This window comes from Bacillus pretiosus, from assembly GCF_052947655.1.
In genome coordinates, this window is sequence record NZ_CM129593.1 from 756,628 (window position 1) to 780,496 (window position 23,869).

Genomic DNA, 23,869 nt, shown 5'->3' on the forward strand with positions numbered 1-23,869 from the left:
TACTTCCTTGTATACCAAAAAAAGTATTTATTTTTGTGTATAAATTCAATATATATTTTATCGGATTATCTTTGAAAGATCGGTACACAGTGTCTCCTCTTTCTAAGCTTCTTGTTCGTGTTTTTTGGTATTAGGGACATGAATGTATCTAGCTATGAATAATAAAACAGCCATAAAGAATACAGGAAATACGGTAGATAAATAAAAACCATTACTAATAATATTTGTTATTAGGGCACTTAATAGAAAGATGGCATTATATATATGAGCAATTTTTTGTTTTAGTTGTACTTGAAAGGATTCCATCATAATTTCTAAAGTAACAAAAGCAATGATAATAGATAAAAATACAGTGTTTGTATTGTAAATGATTAAACAACAGATTAAACCTAAAAAGGCGAAGTATTCAATTAAGAGAGGTATATTGATATTGCGTTGCATACAATTTACCTAACTAAATATGGCAGTGGGTTTACTGCATTTGTTTTTTCAAAATTCCATTCTCCATTGTGTAATTCAAAATGAAGATGTTGCCCGTATGAATGACCTGTGTTTCCCATATGACCTACTAATTGTCCAGCTTGTACTTGATCACCAGCTTGTACAGTGCGATCTTTCATGTGTGCATAGACTGTTGTATATAATTTCCCGTTTATTTGATGGGCGATGAACACAACATTGCCATAGCTAGCTGAATAATATGATTTCACAACTTTACCTGCAGCTGCCGCCTGGATTGAGACATTACCTTGAGCCGCAATATCTATACCATAATGCATTTGTTCCCAACGTATATCAAAGGTTGAGCTAATTCTTCCTTGAGTAGGGAATTTGAAAACTGCTGGAATGGAAGTAGGTTGAGCCGTTTGAGCTTGTGATTGCATTTGATTTTGCACCACATAATGTTTTGCCACGTATCCGTATCCTGTGCCAAAACGAATTTTATACCAAGTTCCTACAGTTTCCACTACTTGTATTTGTGTACCATTTTGTAATGAACCAAGTAGTGCACCACTTGTACTAGCGTTGCCACGTACATTAAGTTTAGGTGTTGCAACTGTGTATTTCGTATTAGTTTGAACTGTGATGCCTTTTACTAAAGGCTGTGAACCATTAGATACGAATGCTTTTTGTACGTAACCTGTTTTGCCATTATGTAAAATTTTATACCACTCGCCTTGTTCTTCTTGAATGGTAACGAATTTCCCATTTGGTAATACATCTAAAATTGAAGATTCTAAATTAGGTTCAGAACGAACGTTTAATGCATTGGCATTAACGATGTATTGATTATTAGATTGAAGTTTGTTTTTTAGTAGAATAGCATCTTTTTGTACGTAACCTACTTTATTATTAACAGATACTTTATACCAGCCATTAGTTGTTTCAAGTATGTTTACCTTCGTATTAAAGCGAATTGTATCAATTGATGAGCTATTTGCGTTATCTTTTGTATGTAAGGCTACTTGATCGACTTTGACATATCCAGTTTTCACATTAGATAATTGTTCAGCGTTGGCTGTTTGTACATTTGTTTCTCCCATAGAAGGAAGTAAAGAGGCAATTGCGACAGTAGTTGCTGTTAAAGCAGTAGCTTTCATATTCATATAATAGAGACCTCCTCTAGTTGTATAGTTGTAATTTTATTATAGTATAAAGATATAATATAGTGGGTGTATTCACATAAATGTAATATGAAATCAATATAAAAATAAATTTTTTGAGGATAATGATTCCTTTTTATCCAATTAATTAGGATAATAATTTCTAAGATAGAATATAAGTATTATATAGTTTTGTTATTTTGTTGACAATTGGGAAAATTAAAACAGTTGATGATGTCTTATTACGATGTTATACTGACAGTGTTAATTTCATAGTTTGCTAGGAGAGCTGGTGTTGCCAGCTGAGAGTAGGCCGTAAGCCTTTGATCCTTTTCATTACCTGATCTAGATTATGCTAGCGTAGGGAAGCAATTCGGACACTAATAATGAGTCCCCGTTTCTTTGCGTATAGAAACGGGGCTTTTTTGTTTGAAAATTTCATATTGAAACCACTAGGGGTGCTTGTTGTGCTGAGAGAGGAATAATCCTTAACCCTTACAGACCTGATCTAGGTAATACTAGCGAAGGGAAGTGGAACAACGAATAAATTATAATTTTATTTGCTGTAACCACTTCTTATTTAGAAGTGGTTTTTTATTTAGATATATAAATTGAAAGGGGATAGAGAAATGAAATTTTGCGATAGATTATTAGAAACTGTACAACCAGTTTGGGAGATGAGTCATAATCACCCGTTTGTAGTAGGTATGGGAGATGGCACGTTAGAAAAAGATAAGTTTCAGTATTATATTATTCAAGATTATTTATATTTGTTAGATTATGCAAAGCTATATGCGATTGGTGTTGTAAAAGCAACGAATCCACAAGTAATGGGGAAATTTGCTGAACAAATTGATGGCATATTAAATAGAGAAATGACGATCCATAAACAATATGCAAAAAGACTTGGTATTTCTATAGAGGAGATAGAATCTGCAAAACCATCTGCTAAAAATTTAGCCTATACAAATTACATGATGTCTGTATCTCAAAATGGCACACTTGCGGAATTAATAGCAGCACTTCTTCCATGTATGTGGAGTTACTGGGAAATTGGAAAGCGTTTAAACGATATTCCTGGAGCAAGAGATCATGAGTTCTTTGGTGAGTGGATTCAAGGATATAGTTCAGAAGAATACGGTAGCCTTTGTATTTGGTTAATAGATTTATTAAATGAAATGGCAGTTGGAAAGTCTGACAAAGAGTTAGATCGATTAGAGGAGATATTCCTATATTCCAGTCGATTTGAATATTTATTCTGGGATATGTCCTATCGTAAGGAGATGTGGGGATTTGAGGAGCAAGAACATACTACAGTTTCATAATGTTTCTTTTCATTATGATGAGAAAACAATCATCAATGAATTAAATGCTTCTATACAAGATAAAGAGTTTGTAAGTATTATCGGACCGAGTGGATGCGGGAAAAGTACTTTATTTCGCCTTATTACAGGTTTAGAAGAGGTGAGTACTGGACAGATAGAGCTGACAGAAACAAAGAGCCATCCTGTAGGCTATATGCCCCAAAAAGATATGCTCCTGCCATGGAGAACGATTATTGAGAATGCTGCCCTGCCGCTAGAGTGCCAAGGTGTACAGAAGAAAGAAGCGCAAATAAAGGCAAAGGAACTGTTACATAAATTTGGTTTACAAGGGTATGAGACAAAATATCCGAAAGATTTATCTGGTGGTATGAGGCAACGCGTATCTTTCATTCGAACTTTATTAACAGGCAGGGAGATATTGTTGTTAGATGAACCGTTTAGCGCGTTGGACGCTTTAACGAAGGCATCTTTGCAAGAATGGTTGTTTGAACAATGGAAAGAGTGGGAAAAAACAATTTTATTTATCACTCATGATGTGGAAGAAGCGTTGTTTCTTTCTAATCGAATTTTAGTAGTAGAGCAGCAACCGATAACTACTTTAACCGAGAGGGTTGTACCACTTGATCGTAATCGAACAAGAAAAGATTTATATAAGCCTGAAGTGTTAGCGCTTAAAGATGAGCTTCTTAGTATGTTACAAAGGCAGGTACTCGTATGATGAACCGGTTGAAGGAGCTATTACCTGCCCTTACACTTACTAGTATTTTACTTGCCTTTTGGGAAGTAGGCGCAAGAATCATAGACGAAATGTACATTTTACCGTCACCGTCTGCAATTGTGATGAAGATATGGAAACTAAAAGATATATTATTTACGGTTCATTTGCCGGCAACCTTATCCGTCGTTTTAATAGGGGTGGCTATTTCTATCGTACTTGGGGTAGGGCTAGCGATGTTAATGAATGCGAGTAATTGGATGGAGAGAGCATTTTATCCACTATTAGTTGCCTCACAAACGATTCCGATTACAGCGCTTGCTCCGCTCTTCGTTTTATGGTTTGGATATACGATTTGGAGTAAGGTTGTTGTTACTGTTTTAATTACGTTTTTCCCAATTGCGGTCAATACGTATGATGGACTACGCAGTACGAAAAAAGAATGGGAGGAGCTATTAGTTACGTATGGGGCAACGAAAAAAGATGTTTTTCTTAAATTAAAATTGCCGTCTGCTCTTCCTTATTTTTTCTCAGCTTTAAAAATTGCAGTTCCGCTTAGTGTAATTGGGGCAGCAATTGGTGAATGGCTCGGTGCACAAGCTGGGCTAGGGTATTTCAGTAAAAGAATGATGACGCAGTTAGACGGCGCAGGTGTATTTGCACCCATTGTATTGTTATCATTATTAGCTATTTTCTTCGTCATACTTATTTCGATTTTAGAAAAGAAATTTATTAGTTGGAGGAAGCATGCATGAAATTTTTAAAACGCATCTTTGTGTTGACATTATTAGTTGCAATGATTACTGGATGTTCTAGTAATTCAGCGTCAGATAAGGGGAAAAAGGAAAAAGAAATAACGGTCATGCTTGATTGGTACCCAAATGCGGTACATAGCTTTATTTATGCAGCAATTGAAAAAGGCTATTTTAAAGAAGAAGGAGTAAAGGTGAATATAAAATTCCCTTCTAATCCGACTGATCCATTAACTTTAGCAGCTGCAGGAAAAGTAACGGTTGGCTTATATTATCAGCCAGATGTTGTCATGGCAAAAGCAAATGAACAAATTCCAGTGAAATCAATTGGAGCTGTCGTACGTTCACCATTAAATCATGTTGTATCGCTGAAATCAGCAGGCATTCAATCGCCAAAAGATTTAGAGGGGAAAACAGTTGGCTATTCTGGAACACCTTTAAGTGAGATGTATTTAAAAACGATGGTAAAAGAAGCTGGTGGTAATCCAGATACAGTGAAAGTAGTCGATGTTGGCTTTGATTTAGTACCGGCATTAATTACGAAAAAAGTGGATGCGGTAACAGGGGCATACATTAACCATGAAGTACCTGTTATGCGTCATGAAGGTCATGAACCAGCGTACTTTAACCCAGCAGATTACGGTGTACCGAATTACCATGAGCTTGTATTTGTAACAGGTGATAAAACGTTGAAAAAAGATAAAGAAGCGTTACAAGCCTTCTTACGTGGTACGAAAAAAGGCTATGATTTCATGAAGAAAAATCCAGATGAAGCATTAAATATTTTATTAAACCATCAAGAAAAAGAAAACTTCCCGCTTGTACCAGAAGTTGAAAAAGAGAGCATGAAAATTTTATTAGAGAAGATGGAAACGAAAGATGAGCCATTCTTATCGGATTCAAAAGAGTCATGGGAGAAACAAAATAAATGGCTGAAAGATAAAGGAATGACGAAAAAAATCGTTCCGGCCGATGAGTTATTCGAAAATATTTTAAAGTAGGCGAATGAATATGAAAAATGAGCTTCATGTAATCTCAAATGGTCACATGTCATTCGAAGAGTTAGTGAATGTAGCGATGCAAATTGAAAGTGAGGTTGACTATTTGCATATTCGTGAGCGTGAGAAAAGTACGAAGGATTTGTATGAAGGTGTGGAAAGTCTTTTGAAGAAAGGCTTTCCGGCATCAAAAATAGTGATAAATGATCGAATTGATATCGCTATTTTATTAAACATTCCACGCGTGCAGCTCGGATATCGAAGCGCAAATGTAAGGTCAGTGAAAGAAAAGTTTTCTTATTTGCATGTCGGCTATTCTGTACATTCTTTAGAAGAGGCGATCGATGCATTTAAGAATGGAGCGGATTCACTCGTCTATGGTCATGTATTTCCGACAGATTGTAAAAAAGGTGTACCAGCGAGAGGGCTTGAAGAGCTTTCAGACATTGCAAAGTGTTTATCCATACCGATTACAGCAATTGGAGGAATCACCACGGAAAACACTAGGGATGTTCTTGCTAACGGTGTCAGTGGTATTGCTGTTATGTCTGGGATTATAAGTAGTAGTAACCCGTATAGCAAAGCGAAATCTTATAAGGAATCAATAAGAAAGTGGGCGGAAAAACATGTGTAAGAAGTATGATGTAGCAATAATTGGCGGTGGTGTAATTGGTAGTTCAGTTGCACACTTTCTAGCAGAAAGAGGGCATAAAGTAGCGATTATAGAGAAGCAAAGAATCGCATCTGAAGCTTCGAAAGCAGCTGCTGGTTTACTCGGGGTTCAGGCAGAATGGGATGCATATGACCCGTTATTTGAACTTGCTAGAGAAAGCCGTGCTATATTTCCACAACTTGCAGCAGTTTTACGTGAAAAAACAGGCATCGATATTGGGTATGAAGAGAAAGGCATTTATCGCATTGCCCAAAATGAAGATGAGAAGGAAAGAATTCTTCACATTATGGATTGGCAGCAGAAAACAGGTGAAGATTCTTATTTTCTAACGGGAGACCTTTTACGAGAGAAAGAGCCGTTTCTATCGGAGTCAATTATAGGTGCTGTATATTATCCAAAAGACGGTCATGTTATTGCACCGGAGCTTACGAAAGCATTCGCACATTCCGCATCATTCTCGGGTGCTGATATATATGAACAGACAGAAGTGTTCGATATTCGTATTGAAAATAATAAAGTGACTGGGATTGTTACAAGCGAAGGTATTATCGCGTGCGAGAAGGTTGTGATTGCGGGTGGTTCATGGAGCACGAAGTTACTAGGTTATTTTCACCGTGAATGGGGTACATATCCAGTTAAAGGAGAAGTAGTAGCGGTAAGAAGTAGAAAACCACTTTTAAAGGCGCCTATTTTCCAAGAAAGATTTTACATTGCCCCAAAGCGTGGTGGACGTTACGTAATTGGAGCAACGATGAAGCCTCATACGTTTAATAAAACAGTGCAACCAGAAAGTATTACTTCTATATTAGAGCGTGCTTATACAATATTGCCAGCTTTAAAAGAAGCAGAGTGGGAAAGCACATGGGCAGGATTAAGGCCACAATCAAATCACGAAGCTCCTTATATGGGAGAGCATGAAGAAATAAAAGGTTTATATGCTTGTACTGGACATTATCGAAATGGCATTTTATTAAGCCCGGTTTCTGGTCAGTATATAGCTGATTTAATAGAAGGAAAGCAGGAGAATCATTTGCTAGATTCATTGCTTTCTAAACCGGTTTAGAAAGGGGATGGAAGTTTGAATTTAAAAATTAATGGTAATCAAATGAAAGTGCCAGAGAGTGTAAAAACAGTAGCTGAGCTACTTACACATTTAGAATTAGATAACAGAATTGTAGTAGTAGAGCGTAATAAAGATATTTTACAAAAAGATGATCATGCAGATACATCTGTTTTTGATGGAGACCAAATTGAGATTGTAACTTTCGTAGGAGGCGGTTGATTATGTTAAACATTGGACCATTTTCATTTCATTCTAGACTTTTATTAGGAACAGGAAAATTCCCTGATTTTGATGTACAGCAAAAGGCAATCGATGTATCTGAGGCTGAGGTTTTAACGTTCGCAGTACGTCGTATGGATATATTTGATGCAAAGCAGCCTAATTTATTAGAGAAACTTGATGTGAAAAAATATAAGTTATTACCGAATACAGCTGGAGCAAAAAATGCTGAAGAAGCTGTTCGTATTGCAAAACTAGCAAAAGCTTCGGGGCTTTGCGATATGATTAAAGTGGAAGTTATTGGTGATGATAGAACGTTATTACCTGATCCAGTAGAAACGTTAAAGGCATCTGAAATGTTACTAGAAGAAGGATTTATCGTTCTTCCGTATACATCTGATGATGTTGTATTAGCACGTAAATTACAAGAACTAGGTGTGCATGCAATTATGCCAGGAGCATCACCAATCGGTTCAGGACTTGGTATTGTAAATCCGTTAAATTTAAGCTTCATTATTGAACAAGCGACAGTACCAGTTATCGTTGACGCTGGTATTGGTAGCCCAGCCGATGCGGCATTTGCGATGGAATTAGGAGCGGATGGTGTGTTATTAAATACTGCTGTATCGGGAGCAAAAGATCCAATAAAAATGGCACAAGCAATGAAGTTAAGTATTGAAGCAGGACGATTAGGATTTGAAGCAGGTCGTATTGCACGTAAACGTTGTGCAACAGCAAGTAGTCCTTTAGAAGGAATGAGCGTAGTTGAATAATCGATATTCTCGCCAAGAATTATTTTCTCCAATTGGAGAAGAGGGGCAACGAAAGATAAGAGAAAAGCATGTACTCATTATCGGTGCAGGTGCATTAGGTAGTGCAAATGCAGAGATGTTTGTAAGAGCAGGTGTTGGCACAGTAACGATTGTTGACCGAGATTATGTCGATTGGAGTAATTTACAAAGGCAACAATTGTACGCAGAGAGTGATGTAGAAAATAATCTTCCGAAGGCTGTAGCGGCAAAAAAACGTCTAGCAGAGATCAATCGTGAAGTAAGAGTAGAGGCTCTCGTTCAAGATGTAACAGCTGAGGAATTAGAAGAGCTTGTTACAAACGTAGATGTAATGATTGATGCAACTGATAATTTCGAAACACGTTTTATTGTGAATGATATAGCGCAAAAACATTCTATTCCATGGATTTACGGAGCATGTGTAGGGAGTTACGGCCTTTCTTACACAATTCTTCCTAGTAAAACGCCATGTTTATCTTGTTTATTACAATCGATTCCGCTTGGCGGGGCGACATGTGATACAGCGGGCATTATATCACCTGCTGTATCTCTCGTCGTTTCTCATCAAGTAACGGAAGCTCTTAAATTGTTAGTGGAAGATTATGAATCACTTCGAGATGGACTTGTGTCGTTTGATGTGTGGAAGAATGAATATTCATGTATGAATGTGCAAAAGCTTCGTAAGCATAATTGTCTTTCGTGCGGAGAGAATGCGATATACCCGTATTTAAATAAAGAAAACACATCGAAAACAGCAGTTTTATGCGGGAGAAATACAGTTCAAATTAGACCACCTCATAAAGAGGAAATGGATTTTGAACGATACAAAGAGCTGCTGAATGATCGTGTGCATGATTTAAATGTAAATCCATATTTATTATCATTTTCTGTGGAAGAAAAGAGATTAGTTGCTTTTAAAGATGGTCGTGTACTTGTACATGGAACGAAAGATATAAGCGAAGCAAAAACAATTTATCATCGCTATTTTGGATAGAAAAGGATGAGTGGGATGAAAGTAAATAAAGCTTTAACAATTGCAGGATCTGATAGTGGCGGCGGTGCCGGCATTCAAGCAGATTTAAAAACATTCCAAGAGCTTGGTGTGTATGGGATGACGGCTATTACGGCAATTACTGCTCAAAACACGCTTGGCGTTCAAGGGGTATATCCAGTTTCGTTAGAAGGTATTACGGAACAGTTGAATTCAATTGGTACGGATTTAACACCAGATGCTGTGAAACTAGGAATGTTATTTAGCAGTGAAATTATTCAAATTGTAGCAGAACATATTAATAAATTTGGCTGGAATAATATTGTACTAGATCCTGTTATGATTGCTAAGGGCGGTGCATCATTATTACAACAAGAAGCAGTACAAGCATTAAAAGAATATTTATTACCAGTAGCAACTGTTGTAACACCGAATGTTCCTGAAGCAGAAGTGTTAACTGGAATGGAGATTCATAATATTGAAGATAGTAAGGAAGCTGCGAAAGTACTGCATGAATTGGGTGCAAAATATGTGCTTATGAAGGGCGGACATGCAGAGTATCAAGGTAATGAAGTAGTTGATTTACTCTTTAATGGTGAGCAGTTTATCGAATTTAAAAGTGAAAGAATTCCTTCAAAGCAAACGCATGGAAGCGGGTGTACATTTGCTTCAGCGGTTACAGCAGGGCTTGCTAAAGGATACTCAATTGAAGAGGCAGTTCAAGAAGCAAAACAATTTATTAGTATAGCAATTGAAGAGCCGCTGCATATTGGAAGTGGTCATGGACCGACGAATCATTTTGCATATAAAGTGAATAAAACGCGTGTATAAGTAAGTGGAAAGTCAGTTTTGTAACTGGCTTTTTTTCTGTTTACTTTTTCCAAATACAGGAGTAATATATCAGCCAGAATATATTTTTTGTAATACGCTGAGTCCAATTATATGGAGCGGAGGAACCAATTTGTGCAGTGTCACTAGGGGTGAATCTTTCAGTTTTGAAAGTAGGGCTACTCTCAAAGTCCGAATCCGACAGCTAACTTCGTAAGCGTCTTGAGAGAGGACGGTGCCATGATGGATACATCACTTCATCGATCTGATTAGTATAGGGGAATATCAATCTATGTTTGAGTTCTTTTATGCTAAGGAGGATGAGGTATATGGAATTAACACTTATTTGTGTTGGGGAAGAAAGCAAGGTAAATAGTTTAAGAGATTTAGTAGCATTTCAACATGAGTTAATTATTTTTACAGCAAATGAAGAGATAGCTGCTGAAGTTAGGAATTGTGGGTTTGATTGGACTTATAGCTGTAGTAAGGCACAAGATTTTACTAGTATTTGTGAGTGTATTAAGAAGGTGATTTTACTAGGGGATGAGCTTCCAATCATTAGTTTCTTCACAGAACACATTCGCTTTTCTTTTCAAGCACCTATTACTGTTGTTACAAAGAATAAACGATATCCAACGAGGCTCTATGAAACAATTGGAGCTACATTTGTCGTGTTTACGAATTGTGATAATATTTCTTTTTTATTTTTTGAATAGGGCGGGGGAAAAAGATGAAGGTGTTGTTACTAGGAGATATAGCGAATCGTTGGGCGGTATCAGTAGAACGAGTTCAAGAATTGGTGGTGCTTGATCCCATTTTTCCGAGGCCCTATATCATATTGCCATCGAAAGATGCTTTATATTTAAAAACAGATGTTATCGAATATGAGCAGCTACATGCAGAATTGTCACAAGTTTATATTCGTGGGAGAAATTTGCGCGCGTTTTTGCGTGGAGAATAAATAGTGAAAAAAAAAGAGCGAATGCTAAGTGCAACAAGCTATGCACTTCATGTCATTCGCTCTTTTTGTTTCGTATTTAAAAGATCATTTCTGTGAAAAAGAAAGAAAAGACGAGAAAACAGATGAAATAATATTAATAACACTCAATGTAAGCGTTTAAATAGATGGATATTTTCTTATTTTAAGTAATTTGACTCTTTACAAGTTAAATATAGAGGAGTATATTTACTCTCATAAATCATTCATAAAATTTCCAAAAAAACCTAAAATCGCTGAGTTCCAGAAATGGAGCGGGGGAACCAATTTTGTGCATCGTCACTTGGGGTGAATCTTTCAGTTTTGAAAGTAGGGCTACTCTTTAGGCCCGAATCCGACAGCTAACCTCGTAAGCGTTTAGAGAGGAGGTTTACTTTGTGTTGTTCATTTCGAACACTAAGTAGAGCTTAGTGTTCTTTTTTTAATAATTTAATGGTAAATTTTTACAGTGGGGAGAGGGGTAGCTATGTTAGATGTTGTAATGATCGGGATTTTTGTTGTGTTAGTCGCATCGATGGTAAGTCTTGCAAGTTGGTCAGATAAAGTTGTGAAAGAAGGGAAGCAATCATGACGGTTGCCTTATCGGTTATTGTTGCAGCAATTACTGTGTACTTAGTGTATGCATTATTAAATCCAGAAAAGTTTTAATTAGGGGGAATCATTCATTATGATTTGGGTCGCAGTTGTTATTACAATGCTGTTGTTTATTCTTGTGGCAAAGCCAATGGGGATTTATTTAGAGAAAGCCTTTCAAGGTAGTAAAAAGTTAGATAAAGTATTCGGGCCTTTTGAAAAACTTATTTTTAAAATTACGGGTGTAAAAGAATACAATCAAACGTGGAAACAGTACGCATTGTCATTAGTTTTATTAAATGGATTTATGATTGTTGTCGTATATTTCATTTTCAGACTACAAGGAGTATTGCCATTAAATCCAGCGCATATTGAAGGGATGGAGCCTACGCTTGCTTTTAATACAGCAATTAGTTTTATGGCTGATACAAACTTACAGCATTATAGCGGTGAAAATGGTTTATCTTATTTATCACAATTAATCGGAATTACATTTTTAATGTTTGCAGCACCAGCAACGACTTTAGCACTTGTAATGGCGTTTATAAGAGGGCTTGCTGGGAAGGAACTCGGTAACTTTTTCGTTGATTTTACGAGAGCTTTAACGAGAGTATTTCTTCCTATTGCGTTTGTTGCAGCGCTAATCTTTGTCGCACTTGGTGTACCACAAACGTTAGACGGGGCAGTTACAGCACAAACAATTGATGGGGCAAAGCAAAGTATATTACGTGGGCCTGTTGCATCATTCGTGTCCATTAAGGAACTCGGAAATAACGGCGGTGGATTTTTCGGAGCAAACTCTACACATCCTTTCGAAAATCCAGGGCAAATGAGTAATATTTTACAAATGATGCTTATGATGTTATTGCCAACAGCACTTCCATTTACGTACGGACGAATGGTAGGAAATAAAAAACAAGGTCGTATCCTTTTCGTATCACTATTCATGGTGTTTTTACTAGGATTTATAACGATTACTACATCTGAATTACATGGGAATCCAGCGTTAAATGGAATGGGCATCGAACATGTACAAGGGAGTACAGAAGGAAAAGAAGTACGATTTGGAACAGTATTTTCTTCCCTATACGCAACAGTGACGACAGCTGCTGAAACAGGAGCCGTTAATACGATGCATGATACGTTAACACCAATTGGCGGGTTAGTAACACTCGTAAATATGATGTTAAACACAGTGTACGGCGGCGTTGGGGCAGGTTTTGTGAACATTATTATGTATGCGATTATCGCAGTCTTTATATCTGGATTGATGGTTGGACGGACACCAGAGTTTTTAGGTAAGAAAATTGAAGGTAAGGAAATGAAATTAATTGCGGTAACGATACTATTTCATCCACTGCTTATTTTAGGGTTTTCAGCATTAGCTCTTTCAACAAGTTTAGGAACGGATGCCATTTCTCATTCTGGTTTCCACGGTTTAACGCAAGTGGTATATGAATACACATCGTCAGCTGCGAATAACGGATCTGGATTTGAAGGGTTAGCGGATAATACACCGTTTTGGAATATTACAACTGGCTTAGTTATGTTTTTAGGGCGCTATTTCAGTTTAATTACGATGCTAGCTGTTGCAGCTTCATTGAAAGAAAAGACGGTAGTACCAGAAACAGTCGGAACGTTCCGTACGGATAATAGTTTATTTGGCGGCATTTTCATCGGAACAATTGTAATTGTCGGTGCATTAACATTCTTCCCGATGTTAGTACTCGGCCCAATTGCAGAATTTCTTACATTGAAGTAATGGAGGGTAAATGATGAGACCGGTAGTAGTAAAAGAAAAGAGAGTAAATGAGTCACAAATACATGCTGTAGAAGATGAAGTTAGACAAGCGAAAACGATGGATCGTGATATCGTGAAACATGCGATGAAACAATCCTTTGCGAAATTGAATCCGAAAGTCATGATAAAGAATCCGATTATGTTTGTTGTAGAAATTGGATTTATCATTACGTTCATTTTATCGTTTCTTCCAAGTCGTTCTAGTAGTGTACCAGGATGGTTTAATATAACAGTTTCTCTCATTCTATTATTTACAGTTTTATTTGCTAACTTTGCAGAAGCGTTAGCGGAAGGACGGGGGAAAGCTCAAGCCGATTCTTTAAAACAGTCGAAGAAAGATGTGTTTGCAAATGTTGTAAAAGAAAATGGAGACATTGTTCAAGTTTCAGCAACTGATCTAAGAAAAGATGATGTTGTTATTGTAAAACAAGGAGAAATGATTCCGAGTGATGGGGAAGTAATTAAAGGATTAGCGTCTGTTGATGAATCTGCGATTACAGGGGAATCAGCTCCTGTAATAAAAGAAGCGGGCGGCGATTTTTGTTCCGTAACAGGCGGGACGATGGTCGTCAGTGATGAGATTACAATTGTCATTACGAGTAATCCTGGTGAATCATTTATTGATAAAATGATTTCGTTAGTAGAAGGAGCTGCTCGTCAAAAAACGCCGAATGAGATTGCTTTAAATACAGTATTAACAAGTTTAACGCTTATTTTCTTAATTGTTGTTGTGACGTTGCCGATTTTTACAAACTATTTAGGGTTTCAAATTGATACAGCTGTACTTGTAGCGTTGTTAGTTTGTTTAATTCCAACGACAATTGGTGGTTTATTATCAGCAATTGGTATTGCCGGGATGGATCGCGTGACAAAGTTCAATGTGTTAGCGATGTCGGGTAAAGCAGTAGAAGCTGCGGGTGATATTAATACAATCATTTTAGATAAAACAGGTACGATTACTTTCGGGAACCGAATGGCTCATACATTGCTTCCTGTAGGAAATGAAACGATTGAGCAAGTAGGAAAATGGGCTGCGATTAGTTCAGTTTTAGATGAAACACCAGAAGGTCGATCAGTTATAGAATATGTAAAAATGAAATCTATATCATATAATCGAGAAATTGCAGAACAAGGTGAGTTTGTTCCGTTTAAAGCAGAAACGAGAATGAGTGGTGTCGATTTACAGGACGGAACGAAAGTGAGAAAAGGTGCTGTAGGTAGCGTAATTGAATGGGTTAGGTCACAAGGTGGAACGATTCCGAAAGATGTAAATCAAAAAGCAGATTCCATTTCCAAAGAGGGCGGGACACCACTTGTAGTTGCAGTGGATAATCGTATTTACGGTTTAATTTATTTAAAGGATACAGTAAAGCCAGGTATGCGTGAGCGTTTTGAGCAATTGCGCCAAATGGGGATTAAAACGGTTATGTGTACAGGTGATAACCCGTTAACAGCAGCAACGATTGCAAAAGAAGCAGGGGTAGATGAGTTTGTTGCTGAGTGTAAGCCAGAAGATAAAATTGCGGTTATTAAAGCAGAGCAAGATAAAGGGAAACTTGTAGCGATGACGGGTGATGGTACAAATGATGCGCCGGCATTAGCGCAGGCTGATGTTGGATTAGCGATGAATAGTGGTACGACAGCTGCGAAAGAAGCAGCGAATATGATTGATTTAGATTCGAACCCGACAAAAATTATTGAGGTTGTAGGGATTGGTAAGCAATTGTTAATGACGCGTGGTGCGTTAACGACGTTTAGTATTGCGAATGATATCGCAAAATATTTTGCAATCATTCCAGCAATGTTTACACTTGCGATTCCGCAAATGGAAGCATTAAACATTATGAAACTAACATCACCACTGTCAGCGATTTTATCAGCATTAATATTTAATGCAGTTATTATTCCATTACTCATTCCATTAGCGATGAAAGGTATCGCATATAAACCGATGAGTTCGAATGCACTACTTAGCCGAAACCTACTTATTTATGGACTTGGCGGGGTTATTGTACCGTTCATTGGAATTAAAGTAATTGATATAATTGTCGGCTTGTTCATATAAGGGAGAGGGGAAAAAGATGGTGAAGAAACAAAGTATACTATCACCGATTGTCCGTATTACTTTTACATTTTTAGTGTTGTGCGGCCTTGTATACCCGCTTATTGTAACTGGTATTGCACAAGCGGTAATGAAGGATAATGCGGATGGAAGTCTAATATATAATGATAAAAATGAAGTGATTGGTTCTAAATTAATCGGTCAAAATTTCACAGATCCACGTTATTTTCATGGGCGTGTTTCTAGTATTGAATATAAGGCAGAAGCATCTGGTTCAAATAACTATGCACCGTCTAATCCAGATTTAGAGAAACGAGTAGAGAAAAGTATTGAAGAGTGGAAGAAACAAAATCGGGCTGTTCCGGTAACAGAAGTGCCGATTGATCTAGTGACGAATTCAGGTTCAGGGCTAGATCCTGATATTAGTCCGCAGGCAGCTTCTGTGCAGGTGGATCGCATCTCTAAATTAACGAATATTCCGAAAGAAAAGCTAAATCAGTTGATTAAAAATCAAACAGAAGGTGCTGCACTTGGCTTATTTGGAGAGAACCGCGTAAACGTTTTAAAGTTAAATTTAGAATTGCAGAAACTACTGAAATAGTAACAGTGCTACCTCAATCTAACGGATTGAGGTAGTGTTGCTTCGAAAGAAAGGTTGTGAGTGTGTTGTATGCGGATGACTATAAACCAACGTTTCAAAGGCGAACACCAGAAGATTATTTAGAATATATTCGTCAGCAAAACCGCGGGAAGTTAAAGCTATACGTAGGAGCGGCTCCAGGAGTAGGGAAAAGTTATAAAATGCTACTTGATGCTAGAGAGATGAAAAAGGACGGTATGGATATTGTAATTGGTTTAATTGAAACGCATGGAAGAAAAGAGACAGAAGACGCAATTGCTGATTTAGAAAAGGTTCCTTTAAAAGAAATAGATTATAAAGAGAAAGTGTTTTATGAACTCGATGTAGAAGGAATTATAAAACGTGCACCACAAGTAGTTGTTGTGGATGAACTTGCGCATAGTAATATTCCTGGATCTAAAAATAAGAAACGTTATATGGATGTACAGGAATTGCTAGACGCTGGTATATCCGTATTATCAGCGTTTAATATTCAACATTTAGAAAGCGTACATGACATTGTAGCTCAAATTATGAATGTTAAAGTGCGAGAACGTATTCCAGATTTTATTTTACAAAAAGCAAATGAAATTCAGCTCGTTGATGCAACCCCAGAAGTATTAAGGAAGAGATTAATAGACGGGAAGATATATAAGGAAGAAAAAATAGAGCAAAGCTTACAAAATTTCTTCACGCTTAATAATTTAGGGGCACTAAGAGAATTATCACTTCGGGAAGTTGCCGATGATATGGACGAGAAAATTAGCCAAACCGTTATAGAACCGATTGGTGTGAAAGAAAAAATTCTCGTTTGTGTACAATACAGTTCAACAGCAGAGAAGTTAATACGAAGAGGTTGGCGCATGGCGGATCGGTTAAATGCTGAATTGTATGTATTAAATGTTGAAAGGGAAAATATAGAGTCCCTTTCAGCAGGGAAAAAGCAAACGATTGAAGAGTGGAAGTTGCTAACGAATCAATTTGATGCGAGTTTTGTTTTAGAAGAGGCAAAAGGAAGAAAGCCAGCGGATGTTATTATTGAAGTCGCGAAAAGGCTACAAGTAACGCAAATTTTACTCGGACAATCAGCAAGAACAAGATGGGAAGAAATTCGAAAAGGTTCAATTGTAAATGAAATTATGAGGCAAACGAAGTATATTGATATTCATATTGTTGCGGATCAAAGAGTTTAGAATAGAGACCATTTGTAGGTCTCTATTTTGCTTTTTGTGTGGCAGGGAAGCGTAGCAGTTTCATCGCATATAAGATTATGAGTAGAAACATAATTGCACCTATGAAGAAAATCCAAAAGTAATTTTGATTAAATAAAAGAAATCCACCTACAAGTGGTCCTGTTCCCATACCGAGATAGCGAATAAAGTTGTACATACCGATAGCAGTTGCGCGTTCTTGTACGAATTCTTCTGTTAATAAAGTAGTGTGAGTTGGCATAGAAAGTCCCATACTAAAACCGTATAAAGATGTAACGATAATGATGAATGAGATATTGATGTTATATGTGAAAGAGAATAAAGTGACACATATAATATTGAAGAAACTAGTGATGAATAAAGCTTGCTTTGTTGTGAGGCGTTTTTGCAAAAGCTTGTAGCAATAACTTCCTAACATAATAGAAAGGGACATCGGTACAAATATAAGACCAATTTCACTTGCAGTTAAGTGAAATAAATTTGTTAAAATGCTCGGTAAAAAAATGAGGAAGCAAAAGTAAATACAAAATTGAATAAAGCCAATAAGAGTAATAGAAAATCCAGTTTTATTTTTTAAGATAAACCAGTAATTCTTTTTTGCTTGCGGTTGCTTAATTACAGTGGGTTTTGTTTCTGGAAGTAGTGAAATGTTTATAATTAATAAGAGAATGCCAAGTGTAGATAAAAACAAAAATACGTATAAATGGCCATTTATACTGCCGAGATAACCACCTATAAGAGGGCCAATTGCAGGTGCGAGAGCAAGTAACATTTGATACAGGCTCATCGCCTCTCCGCGTTCTTTTCCTTCAAATAAATCACCGATAATCGTTGCTGCAACTACAGGTATAGCCGCTATTCCTATTGCTTGAACAGCTCTAAAAAATAGAAATAAATAAACGTTCGCCGAAAAAGCACATCCGATTGAACCAATTGTACTAATGATTAAACTAGGGATAAGGATAGATTTTCTCCCTTTTGTATCAATTAAAGGTCCATATATGAGCTGCATAATTGCAAGAACGAATGTGAATAGTGAAACTGTTAAATTTACTAGATAAAGAGAAGTGTGAAAAGAAGCTTGAATCATAGGCAAGATAGGTGTGTAAATATTTTGAGCGAAGGAACCGAGTAAGGCACTCATACAGACAACGTATAAAATGAAATGTAGTTTGGATTTTTTCATTATGTTAACCTCCTTGTGATTTAGTTTCCTTGGAAACTAAATTTATTTTAACATGTTTTTCTCACTTGTAAATATGAAAAAATGATTTTAAAATGGTATATAGTTAAATTGTTTCTTTGGAAACTTAGGGGGCGAACGGATTGGATCATGCAACGAAACAAATGGAAATACTTTCGGACATTCGTACACTTTTGCATAAAAAAGAAGAACATTTGAAAGAACAAAATGAGAAATTTCTTCGTGAGACAGGTATAAGTGGTATGTCTTTATCTGAATTACATGTTATCGAGTGTATCGGAAAAAATGCTCTGATGAATGTAACTGCTATTACGACAGAAATGGGAATGACGAAGGGTGCAATCTCTAAAATTTGTACAAAGTTGTTTCAAAAGCAATTCGTTGAGAAGATGCAAATGTTAGATAATCAAAAAGAAATTTTCTTCCGCTTAACGGAAAGCGGAAATGAAATATATAAAGCTCATGATAAATTGCATAAACAAGCTGAAGAAAAGTGGCTATTACTTTTAGATGGATATACGAAAGAAGAACAAGATTTTATTCAAAGGTTTATAAAGGATGTCTCCGGTCATTTGGAAATATAATTGGAAGAAAAAACTCCTTTATTTCAAGACTTTTGAATATAATTTCTAAAAGAACTCATATATAATAGAAAAAGATACTTAACATGGTGAATAATTAAAGAGTCAATATATAAAGAGGAGAGAATAACATGCTTGAAAATACGGGGTTAGTATTAGAAGGCGGCGGTATGCGTGGTGTATATACGGGCGGGATATTAGAATACTTTATGGAACAAGATTTATATTTTCCATATGTAATTGGTGTATCAGCTGGTGCTTGTCATGCAGCGTCGTATCTTTCCAGACAAAGAAATAGAAATAAAACGGTCAATATTGATTATGCATCACACCCACAATATTTATCGTATAAAAATTTATGGAGAAAACGCCAATTGTTTGATATGGAGTTCATTTTTCATGAAATTCCAGAAAAACATGTCCCGTTTGATTTTGAAACATATTTTAATAGCCCAGAGCGTTTCCTTGTAGGAACAACAGATTGTGAAACAGGACAGTCTGTTTATTTTGAAAAAGAAGGAACGAATGATGATGCACTAAATTTATTACAAGCATCTAGTTCATTACCTTTCATTGCACCTGTAGTAAATTACCGTGGTAAGCAGTTATTAGATGGTGGGATTTCTGATCCAATTCCAGTTCGTAAAGCACAGGAAGATGGGTTTAAAAAATCAGTCGTTATTTTAACGAGAAATCATGGTTACGCGAAGAAAAAGTCAAAGTTTGGATGGGTGGCAGCGAAAGCATATAAAAAATATCCGAACCTTGTGAACACGATGTTGAATCGTTATGAAGTATATAATGAAACACTTCACTACATTGAAAAAGAAGAGCAAGCCGGGAATTTATTTGTTATTCGCCCAGAAGTGCCGCTTCAAGTAGATCGTATGGAAAAAGATACAGCAAAACTACAAAATCTATATGAGCAAGGCTATGAAGATGCAAAGAGACAGTTTGCAGATTTACAGTCGTTTTTACAAAAATAAGTATTAGACTGCGGGGAAGAGTTTCTCCGCAGTCTTTTTTGTATTGCTTGCTTATCCGTTACTTTTTAAAAATGTATGAATGTTTAAGTGTTTAAAGAGTTTGTAAAACATATGGGTGTCTTATTGAGGAGAATTTACTTGAGAGGTATTATGACGATGTAGCGCTACAAAAAACTATTTAATTTACGAGGGATTGTTAATGAAGGGAAAGTTTTTTTCGATTACGACTTTAGTATTATTAGCAACATCAATCTCAACAAGTGCATTTTATCCAACTTTAAGTGGCCACAAAAGCGGTAACTTACTATCTTACAGAGCTCAAACGACTACGAATCAAAACGCATCTCGCTGTTCAGTAGCGATTTCTTTTATTAATTCAAAAGGAAGTTATTCATATATTGAAAGTGCTTCGGATAAATTAGGATCACATGAATCGGGAAGAGCATTAAATGCCACTGTTAGTAATGGCGCATATAACGCCTTTGGTGCAAAGGGGCTATATTCTGAGCATTATGCCAATGAGAATAATGACTATCAAGAAGATACACACAAAGGTACTTTTGATAGTAACGGTAACTTACGATTACAGTGGTAAAAAATATTAAATAGTTGTCTTTATAAATATTTGGATAAGGAGAAGGGGATGTGCATCATCTCCTTCTTATCTAAAAGGAGCAGAGACATGTATTTAGCTTTTAAAAATATAAAAAACAACAAACTGTTTTCAGTCATTCTTCTTATGTCATTTTTTATTTCGTTTCTTTCTATATCAGTAGCTGCGCTTTTAACAGAATCTAAACGAAATTTCATATCTGCTTTTCAAATCGGCTTTCCAGAAAAGAATCAAACGTTAACTGTTCCGATAGCGAATACAACTGAATTGGAAGCGATAATTCCTGTCATACAAGATATTTTTGTAAAAAGTGATATTTACGTAGAGCATTTAAAAGCATTAAATAGTTCAGGTGCAATAAAAATCGTAGCTGTGAATTTAAAAGATGATTATTATTGGAAGCCATATATTTCTGAAGGACAATATTTTTATCGTGAAAATGTAAACGATATGGTTGTTGGCGATCAAACGAATGTAGAGGACTTATATGAATTTGATGATACATATAAAAAAATAGGAACTATATCGAGAAAAGACAGTGACGTCGGTGTATCAGACATATACATCCCACTTCAAAATTTACCTACTATATCTAAAAAAGGTATTATCGCGAGTAAACAATTACAATTAACAGTTGTTAATCCTACATCATCTATTCATAACGAAATAAAAAAATTTATGGGTAGGAGTAAAGAAGTGCTTTCGGGAGATGTTCAAATACTGAATGAACGAGATCTTCAGGAACTACATGTGACACATATAGATCCAGCAAATAAGTATTATTATAAATTTATTCTTGTTGCAATTGTTTCTGGCATTTCTGCGGTTTTATTTTGGATTTATAAAAAAGAAAGAGAGATTTCATTAAAAAAAGCAGTAGGTGCTTCTAATATATCTATTTACTACGAACTATATATTCAAATTTTGTTTATTTCTCTAGTAGCGATGTTCTCAGTTTTTTTTACGCTAGAAATATTTTCGGGAACAATTCATACGTATTTTCAGACATACTTATTAAAACCGTTAACACTATATGTATTGATATATAATGTTGTTTTTATAATTTTTCTTACAATATTTGTTACTGTAATTCCAATCAAGCACATCATAAATATATATCCTTCAAAACATTTAAGAACGTAGGTGGTCGTCATGTTTTTTATATTTGATTCTATACGATCTATGAAAAAACGGTTGTTACCAAGTTTAATTATAGTAATTTCTTTAATTATTGCATTTTCTTCATCTATAGAATTTATTAGTAATCTGTCGGGATATCGAAAAATGATGACGGTAGCAAATCATTTATCGACTCATAAAAATTTCTATGAACTTTATGCGACGCAAGATATAACATTGTTTAGCGAAGAAAAAGCGAGAAATGATTATCAACAATTCATTCAAGGGTTATCTAATACGATACCAATAAAAAATACAACAAATTATTTGCTCCGTAACTATTCACTTAGCTTAAAAAAAGAAAATGGAACGATAAAGACTCTTATTATTGATAAAGATATTAATAAGTACTTTCATATCCGACTTTCACAAGGAAGGTATTTTGAGGAATCGGAATTTCATAAATCAGTATTTGATATTAGACCTGTTATATTAGGGGCTAATTATAAAGAGAAGGTATCTATTGGTGAGGTTATACCATCTGGAAAAATGAAGCTAAAAGTAATTGGCTTTTTAGAAAAAAATTCACCATTTACATATCCTCGGAGCGGTGAAATATCGGATAATCGTATTACATTATTAGATGACATGGCAATTTTACCAATTGGAACGGAAGAAATAGAGTTCTATAGTGTAGACCTGTTATACAATGGGTTAATTATAGAAACAAATGAGAATATAAATATAAATGAATTTCAAAAGAAAGTATTAAAGGTAAGGGATATTCGTATTATGTTACAAATCCGAATAAATTGTTAGAAAACGAAAAGCAAGGTATTGATAATATGTCATACCCCTTATTATTAAGCGGTACAGTCTTATTTTTTTCATTTCTATCTATCGTATTAACATCAATGGCCGCACTTTATATGGAGCGTAAAAATATTTCTATTAAATCAGCGTTAGGTGCAAGTACTTTTCAAATATGTCTTCCATTTATTATTGAGTATATGTTGTTATTCATTTTATCGATATGTATAGGAATTATGTATTTTCAATGGGAGAATAGCGGAGTAATTGAAATTCAAAAAGAGCTAGAAAATAGTACCATATCTTTTTTTGGAACGTTACAAGTCTCTATAGAATCATTGGTTGTTATAGGTGCTCTATCAATTGCAATGATCCTCGTTATATATACAATCATTTATTTCAATGTACTAAAAATAAAAAATACATATATGAAAGAGGTGTTATAGATGATTCAGCTTGCAAATGTGGCTAAGGGATACGGAAAGAGTAATTTTAGTGCTTTAAAAGATATTAATCTTACAATAGAAAAAGGCGAAATGATAGCTATTATGGGACCCTCTGGTTCGGGGAAATCTACTCTCCTTAACATTATTGGCTTAATCGATAGCCCCTCTGCTGGAAAGTATTTTTTAGATGGAATGGATACGAGTACATTAAAGGCCAACTATCATAAGTATAGAAATAAGGAAGTTGGATTTGTGTTTCAGAACTTTTCGCTACTAGATGATTATACAGTTATTGAAAATGTAATGCTCCCGCTTATATATAGAAAAATCTCTCATACGAAACGTATACAAATATCAAAAGAAATGCTGGAAATGGTAGGGCTGGAGAGACATATTAACAAGTATCCTCACGAATTATCTGGAGGAGAGCAGCAAAGGACAGCGATAGCGAGGGCATTAGCACAAGATACAAAAATTATACTTGCTGATGAACCGACTGGTGCTCTCGATCAAGAAAACGGAGAAAAAATTATGAGCATTTTAAAAGAGGTTCATAAACAAGGAAAAACGGTGCTAGTTGTTACACATGATCAAAAGGTAGCTGCATACTGCCAGAGGACAATACGTTTGCTCGATGGATGTATGGTATAATATGGATAAAAGTATGTGAAGAGGTGATACATATGGAAAATGTATATAAAGGTCTTAGGCATACTGGATTTACTATGATGTTTATTTTTAGTGGTGTATTTTTACTGCGCTGGTTCATTCATGATGAAATGCTACTGGATCAGCTTATTGGATTTAGTGTAGGGATGGTAATGGTTATTTCATCCGTTTTCATTCAAAAGTATAGTAAAGAAGTACAGATGAATGAAAAATATTAAT

The 23,869-nt window shown here is 35.7% G+C and carries 27 protein-coding genes, 1 pseudogene and 4 riboswitches; of the genes and pseudogenes, 25 read left to right on the forward strand and 3 right to left on the reverse strand.

Going from position 1 to position 23,869, the window contains the following annotated elements; translation table 11 throughout:
- Window positions 1–102: 102 nt before the first annotated feature.
- Window positions 103–441 carry a hypothetical protein gene (locus tag ACU8YW_RS03870; RefSeq protein ID WP_088061961.1) on the reverse strand — a complete coding sequence of 113 codons (339 nt, stop codon included), beginning with the start codon at window positions 439–441 and terminating at the stop codon, window positions 103–105.
- A gap of 5 nt (window positions 442–446) precedes the next feature.
- On the reverse strand, window positions 447–1,607 hold the full coding sequence (locus ACU8YW_RS03875; protein ID WP_088061963.1) for an SH3 domain-containing M23 family metallopeptidase: 1,161 nt from the start codon (window positions 1,605–1,607) through the stop codon (window positions 447–449).
- Window positions 1,608–1,876: 269 nt separating this feature from the next.
- Window positions 1,877–1,988: riboswitch (TPP riboswitch) on the forward strand.
- A gap of 60 nt (window positions 1,989–2,048) precedes the next feature.
- Window positions 2,049–2,151: riboswitch (TPP riboswitch) on the forward strand.
- An 82-nt stretch (window positions 2,152–2,233) separates the two neighbouring features.
- Here ACU8YW_RS03875 and tenA point away from each other — a divergent pair.
- The 18 genes from tenA (at window position 2,234) to kdpDN (ending at window position 17,204) form a co-directional block, all read left to right on the forward strand.
- A complete protein-coding gene (gene tenA / locus ACU8YW_RS03880) occupies window positions 2,234–2,929 on the forward strand; it encodes a thiaminase II (RefSeq protein WP_426933991.1) in 696 nt (231 codons plus the stop codon).
- The gene (locus ACU8YW_RS03885; RefSeq protein WP_426933990.1) at window positions 2,898–3,647 is read left to right on the forward strand and encodes an ABC transporter ATP-binding protein; all 750 of its coding nucleotides are present in this window, start codon (window positions 2,898–2,900) and stop codon (window positions 3,645–3,647) included. The genes tenA and ACU8YW_RS03885 overlap by 32 nt, the downstream gene beginning before the upstream one ends.
- Entirely contained in the window at window positions 3,647–4,399 is a 753-nt protein-coding gene (locus ACU8YW_RS03890; protein ID WP_199695813.1) for an ABC transporter permease, read from the forward strand. The genes ACU8YW_RS03885 and ACU8YW_RS03890 overlap by 1 nt, the downstream gene beginning before the upstream one ends.
- Entirely contained in the window at window positions 4,396–5,397 is a 1,002-nt protein-coding gene (locus tag ACU8YW_RS03895) for an ABC transporter substrate-binding protein (protein ID WP_088608404.1), read from the forward strand. Before ACU8YW_RS03890 ends, ACU8YW_RS03895 begins: the two co-directional genes overlap by 4 nt.
- Window positions 5,398–5,407: 10 nt before the next feature.
- Window positions 5,408–6,028 (forward strand): thiazole tautomerase TenI, encoded by a 621-nt coding sequence (gene tenI / locus ACU8YW_RS03900; RefSeq protein ID WP_000787186.1) that lies wholly within the window; start codon window positions 5,408–5,410, stop codon window positions 6,026–6,028.
- Window positions 6,021–7,130 (forward strand): glycine oxidase ThiO, encoded by a 1,110-nt coding sequence (gene thiO / locus ACU8YW_RS03905; protein WP_426933989.1) that lies wholly within the window; start codon window positions 6,021–6,023, stop codon window positions 7,128–7,130. Before tenI ends, thiO begins: the two co-directional genes overlap by 8 nt.
- A gap of 15 nt (window positions 7,131–7,145) precedes the next feature.
- Window positions 7,146–7,349 (forward strand): sulfur carrier protein ThiS, encoded by a 204-nt coding sequence (thiS, locus tag ACU8YW_RS03910; protein ID WP_001049513.1) that lies wholly within the window; start codon window positions 7,146–7,148, stop codon window positions 7,347–7,349.
- A 2-nt stretch (window positions 7,350–7,351) separates the two neighbouring features.
- Window positions 7,352–8,122, forward strand: coding sequence for a thiazole synthase (gene thiG, locus ACU8YW_RS03915; protein ID WP_000931990.1), 771 nt, complete (start codon window positions 7,352–7,354; stop codon window positions 8,120–8,122).
- Entirely contained in the window at window positions 8,115–9,134 is a 1,020-nt protein-coding gene (gene thiF, locus ACU8YW_RS03920; protein ID WP_001065458.1) for a thiazole biosynthesis adenylyltransferase ThiF, read from the forward strand. The genes thiG and thiF overlap by 8 nt, the downstream gene beginning before the upstream one ends.
- A 6-nt stretch (window positions 9,135–9,140) precedes the next feature.
- Window positions 9,141–9,962: a bifunctional hydroxymethylpyrimidine kinase/phosphomethylpyrimidine kinase gene (gene thiD, locus ACU8YW_RS03925; RefSeq protein WP_002006945.1), complete on the forward strand. Its 822-nt coding sequence runs from the start codon at window positions 9,141–9,143 to the stop codon at window positions 9,960–9,962.
- Between the two features lie 85 nt (window positions 9,963–10,047).
- Window positions 10,048–10,195, forward strand: a riboswitch (cyclic di-AMP (ydaO/yuaA leader).
- A gap of 93 nt (window positions 10,196–10,288) precedes the next feature.
- Complete coding sequence (locus ACU8YW_RS03930) at window positions 10,289–10,675, forward strand: hypothetical protein (RefSeq protein WP_000424084.1); 387 nt, start codon at window positions 10,289–10,291, stop codon at window positions 10,673–10,675.
- A gap of 14 nt (window positions 10,676–10,689) precedes the next feature.
- On the forward strand, window positions 10,690–10,920 hold the full coding sequence (locus ACU8YW_RS03935) for a hypothetical protein (RefSeq protein ID WP_000866315.1): 231 nt from the start codon (window positions 10,690–10,692) through the stop codon (window positions 10,918–10,920).
- A gap of 260 nt (window positions 10,921–11,180) precedes the next feature.
- A riboswitch (cyclic di-AMP (ydaO/yuaA leader) is annotated at window positions 11,181–11,326 on the forward strand.
- Between the two features lie 96 nt (window positions 11,327–11,422).
- Window positions 11,423–11,527, forward strand: coding sequence for a SipW-dependent-type signal peptide-containing protein (locus ACU8YW_RS03940; protein WP_000887892.1), 105 nt, complete (start codon window positions 11,423–11,425; stop codon window positions 11,525–11,527).
- Window positions 11,524–11,604 (forward strand): K(+)-transporting ATPase subunit F, encoded by an 81-nt coding sequence (gene kdpF, locus ACU8YW_RS03945; protein ID WP_000214976.1) that lies wholly within the window; start codon window positions 11,524–11,526, stop codon window positions 11,602–11,604. Before ACU8YW_RS03940 ends, kdpF begins: the two co-directional genes overlap by 4 nt.
- A 19-nt stretch (window positions 11,605–11,623) precedes the next feature.
- Window positions 11,624–13,291 (forward strand): potassium-transporting ATPase subunit KdpA, encoded by a 1,668-nt coding sequence (kdpA, locus tag ACU8YW_RS03950; protein ID WP_426933988.1) that lies wholly within the window; start codon window positions 11,624–11,626, stop codon window positions 13,289–13,291.
- A gap of 13 nt (window positions 13,292–13,304) precedes the next feature.
- The gene (gene kdpB, locus ACU8YW_RS03955; RefSeq protein ID WP_141555594.1) at window positions 13,305–15,395 is read left to right on the forward strand and encodes a potassium-transporting ATPase subunit KdpB; all 2,091 of its coding nucleotides are present in this window, start codon (window positions 13,305–13,307) and stop codon (window positions 15,393–15,395) included.
- A gap of 16 nt (window positions 15,396–15,411) precedes the next feature.
- Window positions 15,412–15,993 carry a K(+)-transporting ATPase subunit C gene (gene kdpC / locus ACU8YW_RS03960; protein ID WP_088608406.1) on the forward strand — a complete coding sequence of 194 codons (582 nt, stop codon included), beginning with the start codon at window positions 15,412–15,414 and terminating at the stop codon, window positions 15,991–15,993.
- Between the two features lie 56 nt (window positions 15,994–16,049).
- On the forward strand, window positions 16,050–17,204 hold the full coding sequence (gene kdpDN / locus ACU8YW_RS03965; RefSeq protein ID WP_426933987.1) for a KdpD-like non-kinase potassium sensor: 1,155 nt from the start codon (window positions 16,050–16,052) through the stop codon (window positions 17,202–17,204).
- A gap of 22 nt (window positions 17,205–17,226) precedes the next feature.
- Here kdpDN and ACU8YW_RS03970 read toward each other — a convergent pair whose 3' ends face one another.
- Window positions 17,227–18,408 (reverse strand): MFS transporter, encoded by a 1,182-nt coding sequence (locus tag ACU8YW_RS03970; protein ID WP_088061990.1) that lies wholly within the window; start codon window positions 18,406–18,408, stop codon window positions 17,227–17,229.
- Between the two features lie 140 nt (window positions 18,409–18,548).
- On the opposite strand from ACU8YW_RS03970, the gene ACU8YW_RS03975 reads away from it, so the two are divergent.
- The 7 genes and pseudogenes from ACU8YW_RS03975 to ACU8YW_RS04005 all read left to right on the forward strand — a co-directional run bounded on the left by ACU8YW_RS03975 (window position 18,549) and on the right by ACU8YW_RS04005 (window position 23,868).
- Window positions 18,549–19,010, forward strand: coding sequence for a MarR family transcriptional regulator (locus ACU8YW_RS03975; RefSeq protein WP_088608408.1), 462 nt, complete (start codon window positions 18,549–18,551; stop codon window positions 19,008–19,010).
- A gap of 128 nt (window positions 19,011–19,138) precedes the next feature.
- Window positions 19,139–19,993, forward strand: a complete 855-nt coding sequence (locus ACU8YW_RS03980; protein WP_087985830.1) for a patatin-like phospholipase family protein — start codon at window positions 19,139–19,141, stop codon at window positions 19,991–19,993.
- 199 nt (window positions 19,994–20,192) lie between these two features.
- A complete protein-coding gene (locus ACU8YW_RS03985) occupies window positions 20,193–20,588 on the forward strand; it encodes a hypothetical protein (protein ID WP_137012262.1) in 396 nt (131 codons plus the stop codon).
- Between the two features lie 87 nt (window positions 20,589–20,675).
- Window positions 20,676–21,749: an ABC transporter permease gene (locus ACU8YW_RS03990; RefSeq protein ID WP_088608409.1), complete on the forward strand. Its 1,074-nt coding sequence runs from the start codon at window positions 20,676–20,678 to the stop codon at window positions 21,747–21,749.
- 9 nt (window positions 21,750–21,758) lie between these two features.
- A pseudogene (locus tag ACU8YW_RS03995) lies at window positions 21,759–22,981 on the forward strand (ABC transporter permease).
- Window positions 22,982–23,632 (forward strand): ABC transporter ATP-binding protein, encoded by a 651-nt coding sequence (locus tag ACU8YW_RS04000; protein WP_088061998.1) that lies wholly within the window; start codon window positions 22,982–22,984, stop codon window positions 23,630–23,632. It begins immediately after the preceding pseudogene.
- Window positions 23,620–23,868, forward strand: a complete 249-nt coding sequence (locus ACU8YW_RS04005; RefSeq protein ID WP_426933986.1) for a hypothetical protein — start codon at window positions 23,620–23,622, stop codon at window positions 23,866–23,868. The genes ACU8YW_RS04000 and ACU8YW_RS04005 overlap by 13 nt, the downstream gene beginning before the upstream one ends.
- Window position 23,869: the final 1 nt, after the last annotated feature.